At 57.6% G+C, this 20,156-nt stretch carries 16 protein-coding genes and 1 pseudogene; 6 read left to right on the top strand and 11 right to left on the bottom strand.

The annotated features are described in order from the left end of the window. Positions 1-170: 170 nt before the first annotated feature. The 3 genes from hxlA to pip all read right to left on the bottom strand — a co-directional run bounded on the left by hxlA (position 171) and on the right by pip (position 2,571). On the bottom strand, positions 171-818 hold the full coding sequence (gene hxlA / locus A1355_RS02060; RefSeq protein ID WP_064024493.1) for a 3-hexulose-6-phosphate synthase: 648 nt from the start codon (positions 816-818) through the stop codon (positions 171-173). Between the two features lie 220 nt (positions 819-1,038). Further along, positions 1,039-1,623 carry a UbiX family flavin prenyltransferase gene (locus A1355_RS02065; RefSeq protein ID WP_064024495.1) on the bottom strand — a complete coding sequence of 195 codons (585 nt, stop codon included), beginning with the start codon at positions 1,621-1,623 and terminating at the stop codon, positions 1,039-1,041. Positions 1,624-1,626: 3 nt separating this feature from the next. Beyond that, positions 1,627-2,571 carry a prolyl aminopeptidase gene (gene pip, locus A1355_RS02070; RefSeq protein WP_064024525.1) on the bottom strand — a complete coding sequence of 315 codons (945 nt, stop codon included), beginning with the start codon at positions 2,569-2,571 and terminating at the stop codon, positions 1,627-1,629. A gap of 318 nt (positions 2,572-2,889) precedes the next feature. Between pip and A1355_RS02080 the strand changes: the two genes are divergently transcribed. After that, positions 2,890-3,612 (top strand): glutathione S-transferase family protein, encoded by a 723-nt coding sequence (locus A1355_RS02080; RefSeq protein ID WP_064024527.1) that lies wholly within the window; start codon positions 2,890-2,892, stop codon positions 3,610-3,612. Here the strand turns inward: A1355_RS02080 and A1355_RS02085 are convergent. Beyond that, positions 3,609-4,529, bottom strand: a complete 921-nt coding sequence (locus A1355_RS02085) for a LysR family transcriptional regulator (RefSeq protein ID WP_064024499.1) — start codon at positions 4,527-4,529, stop codon at positions 3,609-3,611. The genes A1355_RS02080 and A1355_RS02085 overlap by 4 nt on opposite strands. Positions 4,530-4,814: 285 nt before the next feature. On the opposite strand from A1355_RS02085, the gene A1355_RS02090 reads away from it, so the two are divergent. After that, complete coding sequence (locus A1355_RS02090; protein WP_064024501.1) at positions 4,815-5,297, top strand: tautomerase family protein; 483 nt, start codon at positions 4,815-4,817, stop codon at positions 5,295-5,297. Between the two features lie 91 nt (positions 5,298-5,388). Further along, positions 5,389-5,964 (top strand): annotated as a pseudogene (locus tag A1355_RS25950) (aldehyde dehydrogenase family protein). Positions 5,965-6,098: 134 nt separating this feature from the next. On the opposite strand, the gene A1355_RS02105 reads toward A1355_RS25950, so the two are convergent. After that, positions 6,099-6,977 (bottom strand): hypothetical protein, encoded by an 879-nt coding sequence (locus A1355_RS02105; protein ID WP_064024507.1) that lies wholly within the window; start codon positions 6,975-6,977, stop codon positions 6,099-6,101. Between the two features lie 311 nt (positions 6,978-7,288). Here A1355_RS02105 and thiO point away from each other — a divergent pair, with 311 nt between their 5' ends. Next, on the top strand, positions 7,289-8,392 hold the full coding sequence (thiO, locus tag A1355_RS02110; protein ID WP_064024509.1) for a glycine oxidase ThiO: 1,104 nt from the start codon (positions 7,289-7,291) through the stop codon (positions 8,390-8,392). Continuing rightward, positions 8,389-9,402 carry a quinone-dependent dihydroorotate dehydrogenase gene (locus tag A1355_RS02115; RefSeq protein WP_064024511.1) on the top strand — a complete coding sequence of 338 codons (1,014 nt, stop codon included), beginning with the start codon at positions 8,389-8,391 and terminating at the stop codon, positions 9,400-9,402. The genes thiO and A1355_RS02115 overlap by 4 nt, the downstream gene beginning before the upstream one ends. A gap of 81 nt (positions 9,403-9,483) precedes the next feature. Here A1355_RS02115 and A1355_RS02120 read toward each other — a convergent pair whose 3' ends face one another. The 4 genes from A1355_RS02120 to A1355_RS02135 all read right to left on the bottom strand — a co-directional run bounded on the left by A1355_RS02120 (position 9,484) and on the right by A1355_RS02135 (position 16,298). After that, the gene (locus A1355_RS02120) at positions 9,484-11,085 is read right to left on the bottom strand and encodes a TolC family protein (protein WP_064024513.1); all 1,602 of its coding nucleotides are present in this window, start codon (positions 11,083-11,085) and stop codon (positions 9,484-9,486) included. 155 nt (positions 11,086-11,240) lie between these two features. Continuing rightward, complete coding sequence (locus A1355_RS02125; protein ID WP_064024515.1) at positions 11,241-14,318, bottom strand: efflux RND transporter permease subunit; 3,078 nt, start codon at positions 14,316-14,318, stop codon at positions 11,241-11,243. Continuing rightward, the gene (locus A1355_RS02130) at positions 14,315-15,439 is read right to left on the bottom strand and encodes an efflux RND transporter periplasmic adaptor subunit (protein WP_157197705.1); all 1,125 of its coding nucleotides are present in this window, start codon (positions 15,437-15,439) and stop codon (positions 14,315-14,317) included. Before A1355_RS02130 ends, A1355_RS02125 begins: the two co-directional genes overlap by 4 nt. A gap of 43 nt (positions 15,440-15,482) precedes the next feature. After that, a complete protein-coding gene (locus A1355_RS02135; RefSeq protein ID WP_064024517.1) occupies positions 15,483-16,298 on the bottom strand; it encodes an oxidoreductase in 816 nt (271 codons plus the stop codon). 101 nt (positions 16,299-16,399) lie between these two features. Between A1355_RS02135 and A1355_RS02140 the strand changes: the two genes are divergently transcribed. Then, positions 16,400-16,843, top strand: a complete 444-nt coding sequence (locus A1355_RS02140) for a winged helix-turn-helix transcriptional regulator (RefSeq protein WP_064024519.1) — start codon at positions 16,400-16,402, stop codon at positions 16,841-16,843. Positions 16,844-17,489: 646 nt separating this feature from the next. On the opposite strand, the gene pmbA is transcribed toward A1355_RS02140, so the two are convergent. Together pmbA and tldD are read right to left on the bottom strand one after the other, a co-directional pair. After that, on the bottom strand, positions 17,490-18,821 hold the full coding sequence (gene pmbA / locus A1355_RS02145; RefSeq protein ID WP_064024521.1) for a metalloprotease PmbA: 1,332 nt from the start codon (positions 18,819-18,821) through the stop codon (positions 17,490-17,492). 51 nt (positions 18,822-18,872) lie between these two features. Beyond that, positions 18,873-20,156 (bottom strand): metalloprotease TldD (gene tldD / locus A1355_RS02150; RefSeq protein WP_064024523.1); only part of this gene is annotated, 1,284 nt, incomplete at its 5' end.

A 20,156-nucleotide genomic window follows, 5' to 3' on the forward strand; every position in this document is an offset into this window, starting at 1 on the left:
AAGTCTCGGCGCGAAGGCATTGGTGTATCTCCTTTAAATATCGATGATGACAGCGGGCGGTTGGCGCCGCTTTTCAAAAACTGGGGTTTAAAACGTAAGAAAGGACGAGTGGCGTTAGCCACCCGTCCTTAGATCTTGCAGATTACAGCTTAGGTCTAACCAAAGCGGTCTTATGCGGAAGCGGCGTCGACCAGCTCGCGGATCTCTTTTGCCGCGGTAGCAGGGCATGCAGCCCCGTAGATTGCCGCGCCGACCACGATAATGTTGGCGCCCGCTTTAACGGTTTGATCGATAGTAGCTGGTTTGATACCGCCGGCAACGGAAACGCGAACGTTCAAGCCCAGGTTAGCGACTTCCGCCAAATCGGTGAAAGGCGTTTGACCGGCCGCTTGTGCGTCCAGACCGGTGTGTACACCCATGATTTGGGCGCCCAGTTTCGCGGATTCGCGAGCGCACTCGCCTTTGTTAGGCACGTTGATCAGGTCGACTTGAACTTCGGCGCTATATTTTTTAGCCGCTTTGATCACGCCACCGATGGTAGCCAGACCGGAAACGCCCAATACGGTGCAGATGTCCGCGCCGGCAGCGTAGAAAGCACCGGCTTCGTATTCGCCGGCATCCATGGTTTTCAGGTCAACCAGCAGCAGTTGGTTAGGGAAACGTTGTCTCAATTCCTTGACCAGATTGATACCGTTGTATTTGATGCAAGGGGTACCGATTTCGAAGATATCGACGTAAGGTGCGACTTTGTCGGCCAACGCAACGGTTTGGTCGAAATCCAGTGAGTCCAACGCCATTTGAATTAATGGTCTTGCCATACTTATGTGCTCCGATTGTTATAGTTACAGTTATTGTTTTTAAGGCGACCCTTACAACAAAGCTCCCGTTTCCCAGCAAGATTCGAGAGCCTAGCAAGCCTTTGTTGACGGGCAAAATAATCGAGTGCGGCAACTCTAAATCAGAACCGGCACCCTGTCAATTCGCGACGGGCCAAATAAACGCAAAAAACTCCGGGAATCGATTGGATTTGATCGCGACTCAGCCTTCCAGGCCGGTCCAGGGCTTATACAGACCGGCGGTATCGACGCCGAACATGTCCAATATGCGGCCGACCCCCTCGTCAACCATTGCCCGCAGCGAATCGGATTTATTGTAAAACGCCGGCATCGGCGGAAATATGATGCCACCCATCTCGGTAACCGCCGCCATGTTGCGGATGTGCGCCAGATTTAACGGGGTTTCGCGGGGCACCAGCACTGTTTTACGGCGTTCCTTCAGCGCCACGTCGGCCGCCCGCGAAATCAGATTGTCGCCAAAACCGTGCGCCACCGCCGCCAGGGTTTTCATCGAACACGGCGCAATGACAACTCCCTCGGTCTTGAAGGAGCCGCTTGCAATACTGGAGGCAATATCGTTGATGCCGTGCGTCACGTCGGCGAGCGCATACAGCGCCGCCCTATCCATGTCCAATTCGTATTTCAGATTGACCAGCCCCGCCGAGGAAATCACCAGGTGCGTTTCCCATTCCGGCCGTTCTCGGAGTATCTCCAGCATCCTGATACCGTAGATAGCGCCGGTTGCGCCGGTCATTGCGATCACCAAGCGTTTTTTCGTATCCGCCATGTTTTAGCCCAACAGCCCAGCCATCCGATCGGCCGCCGCCACCAAGGCGCCGATCATTTCCTCGCCGCGAGCAACGTGTCCGGCATTGGGCAGCACGATATATTCGGCATGAGGCAATGCGCGATGCAAGGCCCAACCTGCCTCCAACGGACAGGTTAAATCGTTCTGCCCGTGGATGATCGTACAGGGAATATCGCTCAAGCCCCCGCAATTCGCCAGCAGCTGATTTTCGGAGAGAAAATAGCGATTTCGGGCGTAATGCAGCTCCATCCTGACTTGCAACACCTCACGTTCACCGGCCGGCTCTGCACTCGCGATGAACTCATTACCCAAAGCGACCTGGCCGCCCCAGTCCTGCCAACCTTTCGCCGCGCGCCGGGCAAGGCTCTCGTCGCCACCGAATACCGAGCTCAACAGATTAGGCAGAACCTCCTGTTTCTCCTTGGCATCGACACTATCCAGCAAACCTTGCCAAGCTTGCGGATAAATCCGATTGGCGCCATTGCCGAGAAACCAATCCATATCGGCCGCACGCGCCAAAAACACGCCCCGCAGCACCATGCCCGAGACCTTTTCGGGGAAACGCTGCGCATAAAGCAAAGCCAAGGTAGCCCCCCACGAACCGCCAAACAGCAACCACCGTTCCACGCGCAAGCGAATTCTGATCCGCTCGATGTCGTCGACCAAATCCAGCGCTGTATTCGCCGCCAATTCGCCAAACGGCAAAGACTGGCCGCAACCACGCTGATCGAGCAAGACGATGTGATAGCGCTCCGGATCGAAGTAGCGCCGATGCTCCGGCTTGGTACCGGAACAGGGCCCGCCGTGCAAAAAAATCACCGGAACTCCGGCGGGATTGCCGGATTGTTCGACATACACCCGATGCACCGAATCCGCGTCGAGAAAGAAGCTGTGAAAGGGCGATATTTCAGGGTAAAGCGTTCTCATCATTTAATTCAACGCTGTTAAACGAACCGAGTTAAGCGCTTGGCACTCGGCATGTGAAGGAATCGGCGCGCTGTGTTTTTTGATTTCGTTGGCCGGGAAGTCATTTTTCGGGCATCGGCAGGGTAAAAAGGCACCGACAGCGGCGACGGATTTTTGAGACAACCGTTTGACAAGTGCCGCCATCTCAATCAAATCGAATCTGTGTAGTATAACATCAGAGAAATTCGCATCAGGCCTGTAAAACCGACTACTCCCAATGGCCCGCTACCTTCGGAAATGACCGACTGCGAAATGCCCCAAACCCAGACGAAACAACAAATGATTGTTCTTCATCAATTTCCCAGAGCCTGGCATATCCCCAACCCCGGCCAGTTTTGCACGAAGCTGGAAACCTATCTGCGGATGGCCGAAATCGAGTACCGGATCGTGGAAACGCTACCGATATACGCGCCGCTAGGCAAATTGCCCTACATCGACCACGACGGCCGCAAAATCGCCGATAGCCGGATCATCATCGCCCATCTGCAACAGAATTTCGGCAACCGGCCGGACCAAACCCTTTCCGACCGGCAAAAAGCTCAAGCCCTTGCCTGGCAACGTCTGCTGGAAGAGCATTTGTATTGGGTCTGCATGTACAGCCGCTGGCAAACCGGGGCGGAGAATTGGCGCATCAACAAACAGGCAATTTTTCGAAGCCTGCCGCCGCTCCTCGCCGACGGGGTCGCCAGCCTTTACCGGCTGCGGATCAAAAGCCAGATTCGCGGCCACGGCATCGGTCGCTTGCCGACCGCACAAGTATTCGAGTTGGGCCGGCAGGACGTGACCGCGTTGGCTGCTGCCTTAGCGGACCGCCCCTATTTACTCGGCGAGCAACCCGCCAGCGTCGACGCGTCGGCTTACGGCATTCTGATCAACCTGCTCGCCTGCCCTGTTGCTTCGCCGGTCAAGGACTATGCGCTGGCGCAACCGGCGTTAATCGACTATTGCCGGCGCATGCAGTTGCGCTACTTTCCGGAACTGGGCGAGCCGCGATTCGTTTAATCCGTCAACTCGACGCAAGCGGCGCGGATCTCGCCGCGCAACCAACGGTTGGCCGGCTCCTGGTCTTGCAACGGATGCCAGACCATGACCGTGGCGTAATCCGGCAAATCCAACGGTAACGGCACCCATTGCAGAGGCTGGTTTTGCGCGATTTGCAAGGCGGTACGCTTAGGAAAGGCCATGACCATATCGGTTTGGGCCACAATCAACGGCGCCGACAGAAAATGCGAAACCGTCAATGCCACCCGCCGCTCCAGACCGTGCTCGGCCAGCCAACTATCGACCTGGCCGCTACCGGAGCCGGCGCCAGACAGCATGATGTGCGGCAAGCCGATGTATTGCTCCAGCGTCAATTCCCGATTCACGACCGGATGACCGACCCGCGCCACGCAAACCATGCAATCGTCGAACAAGGCCAGACAATGCAGATGCTTCGGCGGATTCAGCATCACCTCGAAACCCAACACCAGATCGATTTCGCCCTGCTCCAGCGCTTCGAGCGGAAACCGGCTACTGGTACGTTTGAAACGAATGTCCACGCCCGGCGCCTGACGGGCGATGCGCGGTGCCAGTTTAGGCAAGAGCAAGGCTTCCACGTAATCGGTGGCGGCAATCGCGAACGCGCGCCGGCTGCCAGCCGGATCGAACGGGGCCGGCGCCCTGATCAAACCTTCCACCTCTTTCAGCACTGCGGAGACTGGATCGACCAGCGCCAAGGCCCGCGCGGTAGGCACCATGCCGGCCGGGGTTTTCACCAACAACGGGTCTTCCAACTGTTGCCGTAAGCGCTGCAGTACATGGCTCATCGCCGACTGACTGATGAACATTTTCTCCGCTGCCCGCGACACGCTGCGTTCTCGCATCAGCCAATCGAAAGCGACCAGTAAATTCAAATCGAAGCTGCGTAAATCGGCCATGGTCGGAATACCCAAAACCGCGGAATGTTAACGACCGCGCCGGGAAGACCGGCATCGAAAATATTCATCCGCGTATGAATATTCGCCATTTTACGCTTGGCTCCAGCCGGCCTAAAGTAATCCCCGACGCCGCCATTCGGCTTGCATCCCCCCAAGGATTTCGCAAACCTGGACTAACGACGCGTCGCCCGAGTTCGGATCGCCGCCGGCGCCAGGCGACCGAATTCCGATTTTAGCGGCCCCCAAACCGGCCCGTCCCAATACTTCAAATTCAGGAGAATCACCATGCCTTTGTGGAAAGTCTACCATCCGACCGGCGCCTTCAGTGCCGAAGACAAACAAGAACTCGCCGAGCGCATCACCGGCATCTACGCCGGCGTGCCCATCCCCAAGTTTTACGTCGTAATCCTGTTCGAGGCCATCGATAAGGGCAATTGCTACGTCGGCGGCAAGGCGCATAATCAATTCGTTCGCTTCAAGGTGGACCAGATCGCCAGAACCATTCCCGGGCCTATCCTGCGCGAATGGTGGATCCGCACCCTGGACGCCGTGGTCGCGCCGTATGTGAAGGAACGCGGTTACGACTGGGAAATTTCGATAGACGAGACGCCGTTCGATTTGTGGTCGCTGCAAGGCGAATTGCCGCCGCCGTTCGAATCGGTCGCCGAAAAGCGCTGGGTGGCCGAGAACAAGGCCAGTCCTTACACGCTACAGGAGAAACTGCCGGTCAACCTGATGTTGACGCCGGGCGTGACCGATCGCGCCTAAACCGAATGCGGCCGGCTCCGCGCGGGCCGGCCTTTCGCCATCTTGAATCGGGACTCCACCTTGAGTTACCAATCCATCAACCCCGCCAACGGTGAATTCATCGCCAGCTATCCCGCAATATCGGACGCGGAACTGGAGAGCGCCGTCGCCGGTGCCGAGCGAGCATGCCGAAGCACCGCTGGCTTCGGAAAAAACCTCGAACCTGCTGCTGGAGCAAATCGATCGGGCCCGCCAAACCGGAGCGACGATTGGATTGGGCGGCGACCGCCTCGACCGGCCCGGCTATTTTCTGGAACCCACGGCGATTACGGGGATAGACGAACGCAATCCGGTGTTTAACCGGGAATTGTTCGATCCGGCCGCAGCTTTCCACGTCGTCGACAGCACGGCAAGCGCGATTGCGTTAGCGAATGCTACACCCTTCGGCCTCGGCACTTAGGTATTCATGGCCGGTATCGAGCGTGGGCGCGCCGTTGCCGCGCAAATCGACTGCGGCATGGTGTTCGTCAACCAACCGGCGTGGACCGCGCCGGAACTGCCGTTCGGCGGACTCAACAACTCCGGTTTCGGCCGCGAGCTAAGCGAACGCGGATTTTACGAATGCGTCAACGAGAAACCGGTCAATTTGGCACAGGCGGGCGCCTGCCTTTTGTTGCCCGGTGGCTGACTCAGCGGAATATCAAGATGCCACCACGAACAAGTTGCAAGCCAAAGCCGTCCTAATGCGCCGAAAACCAATTGAGCATAAAAAAAGGGAAGGCTTTGACACCTTCCCTTTTTGGGTAACGCGGGGTTTACAAATTAAAATTTGAAACCAACGTAACCGCCAGTACTGAAACCGTCGGTTGGCGTACCATCAACTTTGCTCGTTGAATAATGGTAACGAACATCGGTACCCAGAGTGATACCTCTGAAAATATCGTATTCCACACCACCGCCGAATTGCATGCCGGCGTTCAACACGGAAACCGCGTTGGAAGGAACACCCAGAATATTGATATCAAGACCGACGGGGATGATCCATGGACGCAATTTGCTGTCGTGCATGAATTTGATTTTTGGTGAAGCGTTGATCCGCAAGCGAGAATCGGTGGACTGATGCGGACTTACAGTCGCATTTACCGCAGTCACGGTACCCAGTGTATTCAAGCCTTTACCAAACTCAGAGTACTCAACACCAATCTCAACGCCGAATGAAGTGTCATCCATCAAGCCGAATAAATCGTTGTTGACATTAAAGTCAAACGCACCGCCAAAGTAAAAGCCATCTGAATTCATATTGTTAGACAGCAATGCGCCATCGTTCAGAACGCTGTCGTTGTCTCCACGGGCGTGATCCAGTTTTTGCCAACCACCACGGACTGCAACCAAATTATCTTTGGCATGCGAGGTTTCGGGAGCTGATTTAACAGACGCCATCCAATGATCCAACTCTTGGATTTTGGCGGTTTCGGTAGAGGATTTAGCGGAAGAAGCCGTTTTAACCCGGTTCAACTCGGCTTGCATGGCTTGCATTTGTTCAGCCATTTGTTGCATTTGAGCTTCCAACGCTTCGGTTTTTCTAGCGGCGGCATCGGCCACGCGCTCGGCGCTGGCGCCCGCTGCTTGGGCTTGCGCGCCAACCAGTGTCAAAGTCGCCGCAGCAACGCCTAGCGCTAATTTGGTTTTGGTAAAACTCATAGTCGTTCCCCCCAAGGGTTGTTATTGTTAAGACTGCATTGGCTGGAATGCAACACAGGATTTCTTCACGCGGGCAATAATAGCAGCAAAAAACCAGCCGTACAAGTTTTACGTCTTTTTTTTGCGAATTAAAATTTAATTAGAATTCATTGATTTACATCAAAATCATAATCTATATTCAATGTTTGTCTATTTTTCACAACAGCCGTTTGTTTTTTTACACTCCGCGAAAGCCGACCCACCTATTCCGCGACGGGCCGGCTTCGTGATAACTTAAAAAAGATTCGCCCTTGCCAATCTTCCGCACCCGCATGACGCAAAATCTGGACATACTCATCATCGGCGGCGGCATCAGCGGCCTGCTGGCCGCGCGCGAACTCCGCCTGGCCGGACGCGATGTCGCCATCATCGACAAATCCCTCGCGGGTCGGGAAGCGTCCTGGGCCGGCGGCGGCATTTTGCTGCCGATTTACCCTTGGCGACAAGCCGACGCCATTTCCAAACTAGCGACAGCCAGCATCGAAACCTATCCACGTCTGTGCCGCGAATTGCACCACGCAACCGGCATCGATCCGGAATGGCGGGACTGCGGCATGTTAATCAGCCAAAACCCCGACCGCGAAGACGCCGTGGCTTGGTGCGAGCGCTACGCCATTCGTCATCAAACCCCACCGACAGACCTTCTCACGGACCTGCACGTCGACTGGCGACAACCGCTATGGCTACCGAACATCGCCCAAGCCCGCAATCCTCGACTTCTGAAGTCGCTGCAAGCTTGGTTGCGCCAGCAAGGCGTCGAGTTTATCGAGAATGCCGACATCACCTCGTTGACGATACGCGGCCGCCGAGCCGTGCGTTTGCAAACCGCCGCCGGCTCTCTGTCGATGCGGGAGCTGGTGGTCAGCGCCGGCGCCTGGACGGCCAACCTATTGAATGCTTTGCTACCCGAGCAAGCGCTGGATTTGCGCATCCAGCCGGTGCGCGGACAAATGCTGCTGTTCCAGGCCGAACCCGAAACCCTGCCCTGTATGGTACTTGACGGCGATCACTACCTGATTCCGCGCCGTGACGGCCGCATCCTGGCCGGCAGCACCGTGGAGCAAGCCGGCTTCGAGAAAGCAACGACCGAATCGGCCCGCCAAGTGCTTTTCGAATTCGCGACACGATTGCTGCCTGCATTGAAAAACTTCCCGGTCGCTCATCATTGGGCCGGCTTGCGTCCCGGCAGCCCCGACGGAGTCCCGTATATCGGCCCCCATCCCGATATCGACAATCTGTACGTCAACGCCGGACATTTTCGCAACGGCTTGGTGATGGGGCCAGCGGCCGCCCGCTTGTTGAGCGACCTAATGCTGAACCGGCCAACCGCACTGAATCCCAGCCCCTATTTACCCAAACGCTTGCCGCCACCATGAACCTGTATCCCTTGCTACGTCCCTTGCTGTTTTCGCTGCCGCCGGAAACCGCCCACCATGCCACCCTGCAACTGCTGCAAGTTGCCCATGCCAGCGGCGTCAGCGCCCTGACCCGGCCGGCCGCGCCGGACAAACCGGTCGATGTGATGGGTTTGCATTTCAAGAATCCGCTGGGACTGGCCGCCGGTCTGGATAAAAACGGCGATTACATCGATGCCTTGGCCGATTTGGGCTTCGGCTTCGTCGAAATCGGCACCGTCACGCCCCGCCCGCAACCGGGCAATCCCAAGCCGCGCCTGTTCCGCCTACCGGAACATCAAGCCATCATCAACCGAATGGGATTCAATAACTTAGGTATCGATCATTTGCTGGCACAAGTCGACAGATGCCGGTATCGGGGCATTTTGGGCATCAATATCGGCAAGAACGCCGACACCCCGTTGCAAAACGCTACCGAAGACTACTTGATTGGCTTAAGAAAGAGCTATGCCGCGGCGAGCTATATCACCATTAATATTTCCTCGCCCAACACCAAAAATTTGCGCCAACTGCAACAAGGCGACGAGATCAAGCAATTGTTAAACGCGTTGAAGGAAGAACAACTGAAACTTCAGACGACGCAAGGCAAATACACGCCCATCGCGGTGAAAATCGCCCCGGATTTAACGGATGAAGAAATCAGCCACATCGCGGCATTGCTGTTGGAATTTGCTATCGACGGCGTGATTGCTACCAACACCACCATTGCCCGCGATAAAATCCAGGGCCATATCCACGCCAACGAAGCAGGCGGCTTAAGCGGCGCGCCGGTCAAGGATAGTTCGACTCGCGTCGTAAAAGGTTTGGCGGCGGAATTAAACGGCAGACTGCCGATTATTGCAGCCGGCGGCATATTGAGCGCTGCAGACGCCCAGGAGAAATTAGCCGCCGGTGCCAGCTTGGTGCAGATTTATAGCGGCTTAATCTATCGAGGTCCCGAATTGATTGATGAGATATTAAGCGCCATCTAATTGCTTAGACGCCTGATCTGACCCTTGTTTGTCTACTGCGCTTTCCCAAGAACTACCCACGCATTCCCAAACAAGGGTCGATTAGCGTGCCGAGGCATTTTCAATGGCGTTTACCGACGAATCAAGCGTCCACCCACCACCGAATGCCCGGTAAAGCGACACCATCGCGACGCTGACAGCGGTTTCGGCTTTTGCACGTTCGTCGCTGGCGCCCAGTTTGCTGCGTTGCGCATCCAGCACGGCCAAATAATTGCCTGCACCGCGCTGATACAACGCGTCGACCAGCCGGTAAGCTTTTTCCGCCGAGGCTTCCGCTTCGGTCAATTTTCCTAAGCTATCGGTGGCGGAACGGTGCGCGACGAAGGCGTTTTCCGCGTCCTCCAGGGCCAGCAAAAAAGTTTTCTCATAATTGGCCGCGACTTGCTCTAGTCGCGCATCGGCGGCGGCGATATGGGCGCGGATGCGGCCGGCGTTGAAGATAGGCGCGGAAAGGCCGGAACCCAGCGCATAAACGCTATCGGCCAGACTCGGAAATCCGCCGACCGCCAGCGCACCGAAACCGCCGCTGGCTGACAACACCAGCTTGGGATAGAGATCGGCCCGCGCCGAACCCAAGCTGGCGGCGGCCGCGCTGACTTCGGTTTGCGCCAGGCGCAAATCGGGACGTTGCGCCAGCAAATCGGCCGGCAGCAGCTTGGGCATGGCCGGCAAACTCCTAGGGGAACCCTGAATAGCTCCGTCGACGAGGCTCTCCTGAGCATCGCCGAAGGGCTCAGGACGAACGGCAAGCGGTTGATTCCGTTCGTGGTGAGCTTGTCGAACCATGAATGGAATCAACTGATTCAATGCTTCATTAGGCGGCGGGCCGACGGTGGCCAAGCGGTTTCCTAGGCTTTCCGGCGGTTCGCCCAGCAACACGCCCAAACGATGGATCAGCTTTTGCTCGGCGTTAACCAAACCCGGCAGCGTCGCTTCGGTGCCCTGCAGCAAGGTTTGCTGACGGGCAAGGTCCGCCTCGTTAGCCAGCCCGGCTTTCACAAATACTTGTAACGTCCGCAAGCGTTCGCGTTGCAAGGCGATATTGTTTTGCAGGATGCAGGTGCGTTGCTGCACGCCGCGCAACTCCAGATAGTTTGTCGCCACCTGGGCCAACAGGCCGACTTGCGCCGCATGCAAGCCTTCCTGGCTGCCTTCGGCTTGTGCGGCGGCGGCTTCCGCTTCCAGATGCCGACCGCCGAACACGTCGATTTCCCAGCGCGCGGCCAAGCCGCCGCTGACCGCATCGGCGGTCGGCGTAATCAATTTGATACCTTGCCCGCTCGGCACGCCGACAATGCGGTCGATGCGTTTTTCCCGGCCGCCGGACAGTGAGAAATCCAGGCTGGGATACAAGGCCGCTTCGGCAACGGTGACCATCGCGTTAGCTTCGCGGACGCGAGCGGTGGCGATCTTGATGTCGTGATTAGCGGCCAAGGCTTTGTCTATTAATTCGTTCAGCAAGGGATCGTTGAATCCTTGCCACCACGTCTTCAGGTCAACCGCATCGGTGGCTTGAGCATTGGGCGCGTGTTGCCAGCTTGCCGGGCTATTGAGCGCTACTTGGTCGCCGACGCGGGTCGGCGTACAGGCAACTAGACTAGCCAGGGACAGAATGGCTAGCGGTGATAAATATCGATTATTCATTGCAAGACTCCGAGGTCTTATGCGCCAAAATGTAGCCGCGTAGGGTACGCAATGCGTACCCTACCGCTATATGCCAAAATGTAGGTTGGGCAGAGCAAAGCGAAGCCCAACAAATTCAAAATGTTGCACCCGCGGGCATAAAGGCTGCATTGCATTTAGCCCAACCTACCGTCTGTATTCTCCGGCAGCCCTCGCTCCACCCTAAACCACGCCGCATACAGCGCCGGCAGGAAGAACACCGTCAACACAGTCGCCACCGTCAGCCCCCCCATGATGGCGATGGCCTGAGGGCCGAAGAAATCGTTGCGCGACAATGGGATCATCGCCAGGATGGCCGCCGCCGCAGTCAGCATGATCGGCCGGAACCGCCGCACCGTCGATTCGACGATGGCCGACCAGGTGTCGAGTCCTGACTGTTCATCCTGATCGATTTGATCCACCAAAATCACCGAGTTGCGCATGATCATGCCGGCCAGCGCCAGGATGCCGAGCAGGGCCACGAAACCGAACGGCGCCCGGAACAACAGCAAGGCGAAGGCGGCGCCGATCACGCCCAGCGGCGCGGTGCTGAACACCATGAAGGTCCTGGACAGGTTCTGCAGCTGCATCATCAACAAGATCAGCGTGACGATCAGCACCAACGGAATCCAGATCAGAATCGACTTCTGCGCGGTCACCGCGTCTTCCTTGGAACCGCCGGTTTCAATGAAATAACCGACCGGCAGGCTATCCTGAATCGGTTTAAGTTTCGGGACGATTTCCGCCGCCACGTCCGGGGCCATCTTGCCGTCGGCCACGTCGGCGCGCACCGAAATGGTTGGGAAACGGTTGCGCCGCCAGCGCACGCCATCTTCGAATATGGTCTCGAACTTGACGAACTGCGACAGCGCTACCGCCTTGCCGTTGGCGGTGCGCAACGCGACGTCGGGCAATTCGTCAGCGGCGGTGCGCAATTCGGGACTGGCCCGCCAGACGATGTCGATCAATTTATCCTGCTCGCGCAATTGCCCGACCGGGATGCCGGTGTAATGCGCCTGCAAGGCTTGCGACAGGCTGGCCGTCGAAACGCCAAGGGCGCGGGCCTTGTCCTGATCCAACATCAGGCGGAACGAAGGAATACGGTCATGCCAGTCGTCGTTGACGTCTACGGTGCCGGGATGATTGCGTACGACCTCGGCCACCCGCTCGGCAATGCCGCGCACGATGTTGGGGTTTTCGCCGAGCACCCTGAACGCCAACGGATAATCCATCGGCGGCCCGACATTCAGGCGCTTGACCCGGCCCCTGACATTCGGGAAGTCGGTTTCAAGAATCTGCCGGACGTGCTGCATCACCCGTTCGCGCGCCTGGTTATCCTTGGTCATCACCACCAATTCGGCCAGATTGGTATTTGCCAATTGCTGCACGATTAACATAAAAAACCTCGGCGTGCCGCTGCCGATATAGCTGGCGACATGCTCCACATCCTCGTCCTTGGCTAACAGCGCTTCCATGCGTTTGGCAGCGGCTTCGGTTTGCTCGAAGGCACTGCCTTCCGGGAGCCACAGGTTGACGATGACTTCCGGCCGGTTGGACAACGGAAAGAACTGTTCGGGAACGTGGGTTAAGGCCACGACACCGAGACCGAACAAGGCCAGCGTGGCGATAATGACTTTTTTGCGGTGCGCGACGCAGGCATCCACCCAACGCCGCAAGCGGTTGTAGAACGGCGTATCGAACAAGTCGTGGATAGGGCCATCGGCGCTGGCATGCACCTTGAGGATCAAGAAACCCAAATACGGGGTGAACACCACCGCGCCGATCCAGGACAGTATCAACGAAATGCCGACCACCTGAAAAATCGCCACGGTATATTCACCGGCCGAGGATTGTGCCAACCCCACCGGCAAGAAGCCGGCGATGGTGATCAAAGTGCCGGTCAGCATCGGAAAGGCCGTGGCAGTATAGGCATAGGTCGCCGCGCGCATCCGATCCCAACCTTCTTCCAGCTTGCGAGCCATCATCTCGACGGCAATCATCGCGTCGTCCACCAACAGGCCCAACGCCAGAATCAAAGCCCCCAAGGAAATCCGTTGCAGATCGATACCGCACAGCAGCATCACCAGCAAGGTGGCGGCCAGCACCAGCGGCACGGTCAGCGCCACCACGGAGCCGGTGCGCCAGCCCAGGCTCAAGAAGCTGACCACTAACACGGTGGTCAGCGCTTCGAAGAAGGTTTGGCCGAATTCCGCCATCTGGTTTTTCACGACATGGGCTTGATTGGCGACCTGCTCCACGTCCATGCCTATCGGCAATTCGTTTTTGATGCCGGTCAGCGTGTCCTCTAAATTTTTTCCCAGGGCGATCACATTGCCTTTCTTGTTCATCGTCACGCCAAGGCCCAGGGCCGGTTTGCCGTTGAAACGCATCTTGAATTCGGCGGGATCGATATAGCCGCGCGTCACAAGGGCAAAATCTTTGACCTTGAATGTGCGACTAGCGATGCGTACCGCCATATTGGAGACGCTGTCTTCCGAGTCGAACGCGCCGGTCAGGCGTATCGGCAGATTGCGCTGCGCGGAAAACACCGTGCCGGCCAGCGCCATGCCGTTCTGGGCCTGCAAGGCTTGAGCAACCGCTGCCGTATCCAGGCCCAGTTCGGCCAGCTTTTTGTCGGAAAACTCGACGAAAATCTTTTCGTCCTGCACGCCGATCAGATCGACCTTCTCGACATCCTTGACCCGCAACAATTGTTGGCGCACCGAATCGGCAGCCAACTTCAGATCGGCATAATTAAAACCCTCGCCGGAAAAGGCGTAGATCAGGCTATAGGTATCGCCGAATTCGTCATTGAAAAACGGCCCTATACTGCCTGGCGGTAGCGTCATGCGAATATCGTCGACTTTCTTGCGCACCTGATACCAAAGCTCGGGGATCTCCCTGGGTGGCGTATCCTCGCGCGGGGTGACGAAAATCACCGATTCGCCGGGTTTGGAGTAACTGCGCAGATAATCCAGATTGGGTAATTCCTGGATTTTCTTTTCCAGCCGGTCGGTCAACTGCTGCTCGACTTCCAGCGCGGTGGCGCCGGGGTAGAGGGTTTTGACCACCATGATGCGGAAGGTGAATGGCGGATCTTCTTGCTGGCCCAACATGTGATAGGCAAACACCCCACCGAGCACCACCAATGCCAGCATGAAGCCGGTGAAGGAGCGATGTTTGAGCACCCATTCGCTGAGGTTGAATGCTTTCATAGCAGTTCCTGGCTGCCGTGGTGATTAGGCAATCCCGATCCTTCCGGCAAGCGGACAGCCTGGCCCTCGGCCAGGCGCTGGACGCCGGCGCTGACCAGCAATTGGCCGGCGGCGAGGCCCTCGACGGCAATGCGTTCGCCCGGCTGCGTTTCGCCCAAGCGAACCGGTACGGATTTGACGGTAGCAGCCCGCTCGTCGACCACCCAGACCAAGCGATGATCGGGCTGGTTTTGCGGGGTATAGACGGCGGAAAGCGGGATGGCGATACCGGAAGCGGTGTTCGCCGCGATATGAACGGTCGCCGTCATGCCCAATTGCACGGCGTCCAGGCCTTCGAGCAAGCTGGCCTTGACGCGGTAGGTGCGGCTGGCCGGGTCGGCGGCCGAGGCGATTTCGCGAATTCTGGCCTTGAGTAGCCTATCTTCGTCGGTCCACAACGAAACATTAACTTCTTGTTGACGTTGGATTTCCGTCAAGCGATGCTCGGGCACGTCGAAATGGATTTCCTTTTCGTCGAGCTGGGCCAGCGTCACCACGGCTTGGCCGGCCGCCAGCACCTGCCCGGCCTCGACAGCCAACGCCGTGACCACGCCATCGCGGTCGGCATGCAATTCGGTATAGCTCAGCTGGTTGTTCGCCTCAGCCAATTGCGCTTCCAGAGCCGCCGTCCGCTCCCGCGCCGTGGTATAAGCGGTTTCGTGCCGCTCGAACTCCGGCGGACTGATGACTTGCTGAACCAACAGTTCGCGGTATCTCACCAGATCGTCGCGCAAGAACGTGCTGTCGGCCTGCGCGGAAGCCAGCTGAGCTTTAAGGCTCTGCACGGCGAGGCGGTAATCGTTGCCGTCCAGTATCGCTAGCAACTGACCCTTACCCACTGGGTCGCCAACATCAACTTTGCGCTCCAGCAGTTTACCGGCCACCCGGAAGGATAAGGGCGTCTCGATTCTGGCCCGGACTTCCCCGGCAAAACTTCTGGCACCGGCGACGGTGTTCTGCTCGATTCGAAACACCTTTACCGGGCGGACAACCGCTGACGTTGGTTTGTCCTGGTCGCTGCATCCGGCGCTTATCATCAGCGGCAGTAACAATCCGGCTAGAAGCCTGTGCTTAGTCGTCATGGAATTCTTCGATAAATGAATCATGTCGTTATCCTTCAACGATTCAGACTATCGGCAGCTGGTTAAACTGGCGCAAGCTCCTGTCTACCAAGGCTTCCGGGAGGAAACGGCGCAGGAAGCGCACTTGGGTTGCCTGTTTTCCGGCGGTATAACGCCTTTTGGGAACCTCGGCAGTCGCGGCTTTCAACACCGTATCGGCGACCACCTCCGGAGCATCGCCCGCGTTCACGCCCTTGCGCATCAGCGCTTCCATGCCGGTACGCACCGAGTCGTAGACGGCCAGCGGTTGATCGGGCTTGGTTAAGCTGGATTCGAACGCGGTGCGGGTATATCCCGGTTCAACCAAAACAACCCGGATGCCGAAGCTGCGCAGTTCGTGGTCCAGCGATTCGGAATAGCCTTCGACCGCATGCTTGGTCGCGGCATACAGTGCGTTGTAAGGCGCTGGGATAAAACCAAGGGCTGAGCTGATATTGACGATTCTGCCTTTTCCTTGGTTGCGCATGGTCGGCAACACGGCATTGGTCACGCGGGTAATGCCGAACAGGTTGACGTCGAACAAGGCCCGGGCCTGAGCGGTTGACGACTCTTCCGCCCCTCCGAGCAAGCCGACGCCGGCATTATTGACCAACAGGTCGATGCGGCCGGCCTGCTTCAATACCTCGGCTACCGTGTTGTTTACCGAAGCTTCGTCGGTCACGTCGCAACTCAGCATGGTGATGCCGTCGACGCTTGCAGCTGCCTTGCGGCTGGTGCCGAATACCCGGTAACCCGCTTTTTGCAGGGCCTTGGCCGTTACCAGTCCAATGCCCGAGTATGCACCGGTGATCAAGGCTACGGCATGGTGTTTAGTGTTCATATCGAATCTCCCGTGGTGTGGATTGTCTGTCGCCTAAGTGTTACTATCATTTCGATAGCAATGTTACTATCATTTTGAAACTAAGTCACTACTAAAAACGTATGAACGACAAAAATATTTGCGCGGACCCTTGTCCGATCGCTCGCTGCCTGGCTTTTCTGGGTGACGCCTGGAGCTTGTTGATTCTGCGGGACGCCCATTTCGGCCTGACCCGCTTCGACCAATTTCGAAAAAGTCTCGGCATCGCACCGACGATGCTGACCCGGCGCTTGGCGACGCTAACTGAGGAAGGCATGCTGGAAAAGCGGCTGTATTCGGAGCGGCCGCCGCGTGAAGAGTATGTGTTGACCGATGCCGGCCGGGATTTTCTGCCGGTATTGGTGATGATCGGGGCTTGGGGGCACCAGTATCGCGGCGGCGGACCGCTGGTGCGGATTCAGGATGTCGAAACGGGGGAAGATATTAAGCCGGTGACCATCGACGCGGTCACGGGGGCAAGGATAGGAACTCGCCCGCTACGCTTTGTGTTGCCTGATGTCGACTGATCGATTAAAGCGTCAAATGGGTAGCGTCACTATTTGCTTGATGTCGCCGGTTTTATTAACCCAACCCAATTTATCGCGGGTATACCGTTCGAGCTGAGCTCGGCTAAGCCCAGGCTGGCTAGCCCTTCGACGGGTTCGGAGCGAACGGTATTTTAAGGGCCGGGTTAATAACGCTAACGCAGCACATCAACCGCCACTTCGACTGCAGACAACGATACCGGCAATGGGGACAATACCTGCAACGGCGGCGACACTCTGGACATCATTTCTGAAGAGCCGGCACGATCCGCCCGTCGGCGACATGCTGTTCGGCCATATCCGCGGGCAGGTAGGCCCAAGTCGGCTCCGAATATAGCGGTGGCGTGATTCAACGTCCACTGCTCGGACGCTAACCCCCCCCCGGACTGCCGGCTTGACGCAGCCATCGTCGCGAAATATATCGTCACGGTTCATCGGTGCCTCTTGCTACAGGCCACGAATAACGAAACAAATGAGTTAAGGGCATGACTGAAATTGCGCTCAATAACGTCTTAGCCCCGCCAAACCGTCTTGATAGCGTTTCCGGTTAAAAGAGCCTACAGGCTCTTCCGCCCAATTTCATATTCGCCAGGGGCGAACGTCACCCTAAAGCCATTGGCATTAAGATTTATTCACCCGCTATGGCCATCTGCTCCAACAGGATAGAACCGACTCGCAGATTGCCGCGCATATCCACGTCGTTGCCGATCGCAACGACGTTGCGCAACATGTTTTTCAGGTTCCCGGCGATCGTGATTTCCTGCACCGGATATTGAATTTGGCCATTTTCGACCCAGAAACCCGACGCACCCCGCGAGTAGTCGCCCGTCACCCGGTTGATGCCCTGCCCCATCAACTCGGTGACCAGCAAACCGGTATCCAGCAAAGCCAACATACCGGCGAAATCGCGTTCGCCCGGTTCGACGATCAGATTATGCACGCCGCCGGCATTGCCGGTGGTGCGCATACCCAGTTTGCGCGCCGAATAAGTACTCAGTACATAGGATTCCAGGACGCCGCCACGCACAATGTCTCGGGCCCGAGTGGTCACACCCTCGGCATCGTAACTGGCACTGCCCAACGCGCCTGGCAGCAAGGGTTCTTCATGAATGCGGACGAAATCCGGCATTACTTGAGTGTGCAGGGAGTCGAGCAAAAACGACGACTTACGGTATAAATTGCCGCCGCTGACCGCGCCGATCAAGGCACCTATCAAACCCGACGCCATTTCGGCCGCGAACAATACCGGACATTGCCGCGTGCTCAGGCTGCGGGCGCCCAATCGGGCCACCGTCCGTTGCGCCGCCTTGCGTCCCACCAACTCCGGCGCTTCCAAGAATTGCGGATTGCGCGCCACGCTATACCAATAATCGCGCTGCATGCCGTCGTTGGCACCGGCCAGCACCGAACAGCTCAACGAGTGCCGGCTGGATTGGTAACCTTGCAAAAAACCCTGCGAATTACCGAACACCCGCGTTCCGGAATGACTGTTGACGGTGGCGCCTTCCGAATTGCTGATCGCCGCATCGTACTCGCGCGCCGCGTTCTCGCACGCCACCGCCAACTCGATGGCTTGCGAGGCTTCGATTGCCCAAGGGTGGTAAATATCCAGATCGACCGCCGATCGCGCCAAGTCCTCCGGGTCAGGCAGGCCGGCGAAATCGTCGGCACTGGCGTAGCGGGCGATGCTGCAGGCCGCCTTAACCGTTTCGGTCAACGACGCGGCGGAAATATCGTTGGTGCTGGCCGAACCTTTTTGCTTGCCAAAGTAAACCGTGACACCGATTCCCTGGTCGCAGTGATACTCGATGGTTTCGACTTCGCCCAAGCGGGCCGATACCGATAAACCGTTGTCGATGCTGAAGCCCGCCTCCGCGGCATCGGCGCCTTGGCGCTTGGCTTCGTCCAACAGTTGCCGAACGACGTCTTTTAAGCGATTGATTTCTTGTTGATTTTGCAAGTTGAGTTTCCTTGAAAGCTGGTTTCGGCCGAAGATCGGTTCGGGATCGGCTTAAACGCCGGTCCCGCCGACGGTCAAACCGTCAATTTTCAGGGTCGGCTGACCAACGCCGACCGGCACGCTCTGCCCGTCCTTACCACAGGTGCCGACGCCGCTATCGAGTTGCATGTCGTTACCGACCATGGAAACCTTGGTCAGCACGTCGGGACCGTTGCCGATCAAGGTTGCGCCCTTGACCGGCCGGGTAATTTTGCCGTTTTCTATTAAGTAGGCTTCGCTAGCCGAGAACACAAATTTGCCGGAGGTAATGTCAACCTGTCCGCCGCCGAAATTGCGGGCATACAAACCCTTGGACACCGAGCGGATGATTTCTTCCGGATCGCTTTGCCCCGGCAGCATGTAGGTATTGGTCATCCGCGGCATCGGCAAGTGGGCGTAGGATTCGCGGCGGCCGTTACCGGTCGGCTTGACCCCCATCAAATGGGCGTTCAACCGGTCCTGCATGTAACCGCGCAGGATGCCGTTTTCGATCAATACCGTATTCTCGGTCGGCGTGCCTTCGTCGTCGATACTGAGCGAACCGCGCCGCCCCGGCAGCGTGCCGTCGTCGACGACCGTGCATAAGTCCGATGCCACCCTTTCGCCGACCCGCCCACTGAAAGCGGAGGTGCCCTTACGGTTAAAGTCGCCTTCCAGACCGTGTCCGATCGCTTCGTGTAGCAAAATGCCCGGCCAGCCGGCCCCCAACACCACCGTCATGTTGCCGGCCGGCGCCTCGCCGGCTTGCAAATTGACCTGAGCCTGGCGCACCGCCTCCCGGCCGTAATCGAAGGCGCGATCGCCCTCCAGAAAATAGCTGTAATCGCTGCGACCGCCGCCGCCCATGCTGCCTTGTTCGCGACGGCCGTCTTCGACCATGATCACCGATACGTTCATCCTGACCAGCGGCCTGACGTCGGCAACCAAGCCGCCATCCTGATCCGCGATCAACACCGTGTCGTAGGCCGCCACCAGACTAACCATGACTTCCTCGATCCGGCTGTCCAGTTTACGGGTTTCGCTATCCACCCGCTTCAGCAGATCGATCTTGGCCTGGTCGTCAAGCGATTTCAACGGATTCATCGGCTGGTACAAACTCGGCCAAGTCGCGGCGGTATCGATGCGGTGCCGGGTATTTTGGCCTTGTCGGACGATGGCTTTAACGTTGTTGGCCGCTTCCAGCAAGATCGGCAGTTCGATACGGTCGCTATAGGCAAAACCGGTTTTATCGCCGCTGACCACCCGTACGCCGGCGCCGTGCTCGATCGAATGACTGCCTTCCTTGACGATGCCGCC

The sequence above is a fragment of the Methylomonas koyamae genome (assembly GCF_001644025.1).
Taxonomy (GTDB): Bacteria; Pseudomonadota; Gammaproteobacteria; order Methylococcales; family Methylomonadaceae; genus Methylomonas; species Methylomonas koyamae_A.

Bases quoted from the DNA above. Each gene is read 5' to 3' on its own strand.
- hxlA (WP_064024493.1), bottom strand. From the start codon at position 818: ATGGCAAGACCATTAATTCAAATGGCGTTGGACTCACTGGATTTCGAC.
- A1355_RS02065 (WP_064024495.1), bottom strand. From the start codon at position 1,623: ATGGCGGATACGAAAAAACGCTTGGTGATCGCAATGACCGGCGCAACC.
- pip (WP_064024525.1), bottom strand. From the start codon at position 2,571: ATGAGAACGCTTTACCCTGAAATATCGCCCTTTCACAGCTTCTTTCTC.
- A1355_RS02080 (WP_064024527.1), top strand. From the start codon at position 2,890: ATGATTGTTCTTCATCAATTTCCCAGAGCCTGGCATATCCCCAACCCC.
- A1355_RS02085 (WP_064024499.1), bottom strand. From the start codon at position 4,529: ATGGCCGATTTACGCAGCTTCGATTTGAATTTACTGGTCGCTTTCGAT.
- A1355_RS02090 (WP_064024501.1), top strand. From the start codon at position 4,815: ATGCCTTTGTGGAAAGTCTACCATCCGACCGGCGCCTTCAGTGCCGAA.
- A1355_RS02105 (WP_064024507.1), bottom strand. From the start codon at position 6,977: ATGAGTTTTACCAAAACCAAATTAGCGCTAGGCGTTGCTGCGGCGACT.
- thiO (WP_064024509.1), top strand. From the start codon at position 7,289: ATGACGCAAAATCTGGACATACTCATCATCGGCGGCGGCATCAGCGGC.
- A1355_RS02115 (WP_064024511.1), top strand. From the start codon at position 8,389: ATGAACCTGTATCCCTTGCTACGTCCCTTGCTGTTTTCGCTGCCGCCG.
- A1355_RS02120 (WP_064024513.1), bottom strand. From the start codon at position 11,085: ATGAATAATCGATATTTATCACCGCTAGCCATTCTGTCCCTGGCTAGT.
- A1355_RS02125 (WP_064024515.1), bottom strand. From the start codon at position 14,318: ATGAAAGCATTCAACCTCAGCGAATGGGTGCTCAAACATCGCTCCTTC.
- A1355_RS02130 (WP_157197705.1), bottom strand. From the start codon at position 15,439: ATGACGACTAAGCACAGGCTTCTAGCCGGATTGTTACTGCCGCTGATG.
- A1355_RS02135 (WP_064024517.1), bottom strand. From the start codon at position 16,298: ATGAACACTAAACACCATGCCGTAGCCTTGATCACCGGTGCATACTCG.
- A1355_RS02140 (WP_064024519.1), top strand. From the start codon at position 16,400: ATGAACGACAAAAATATTTGCGCGGACCCTTGTCCGATCGCTCGCTGC.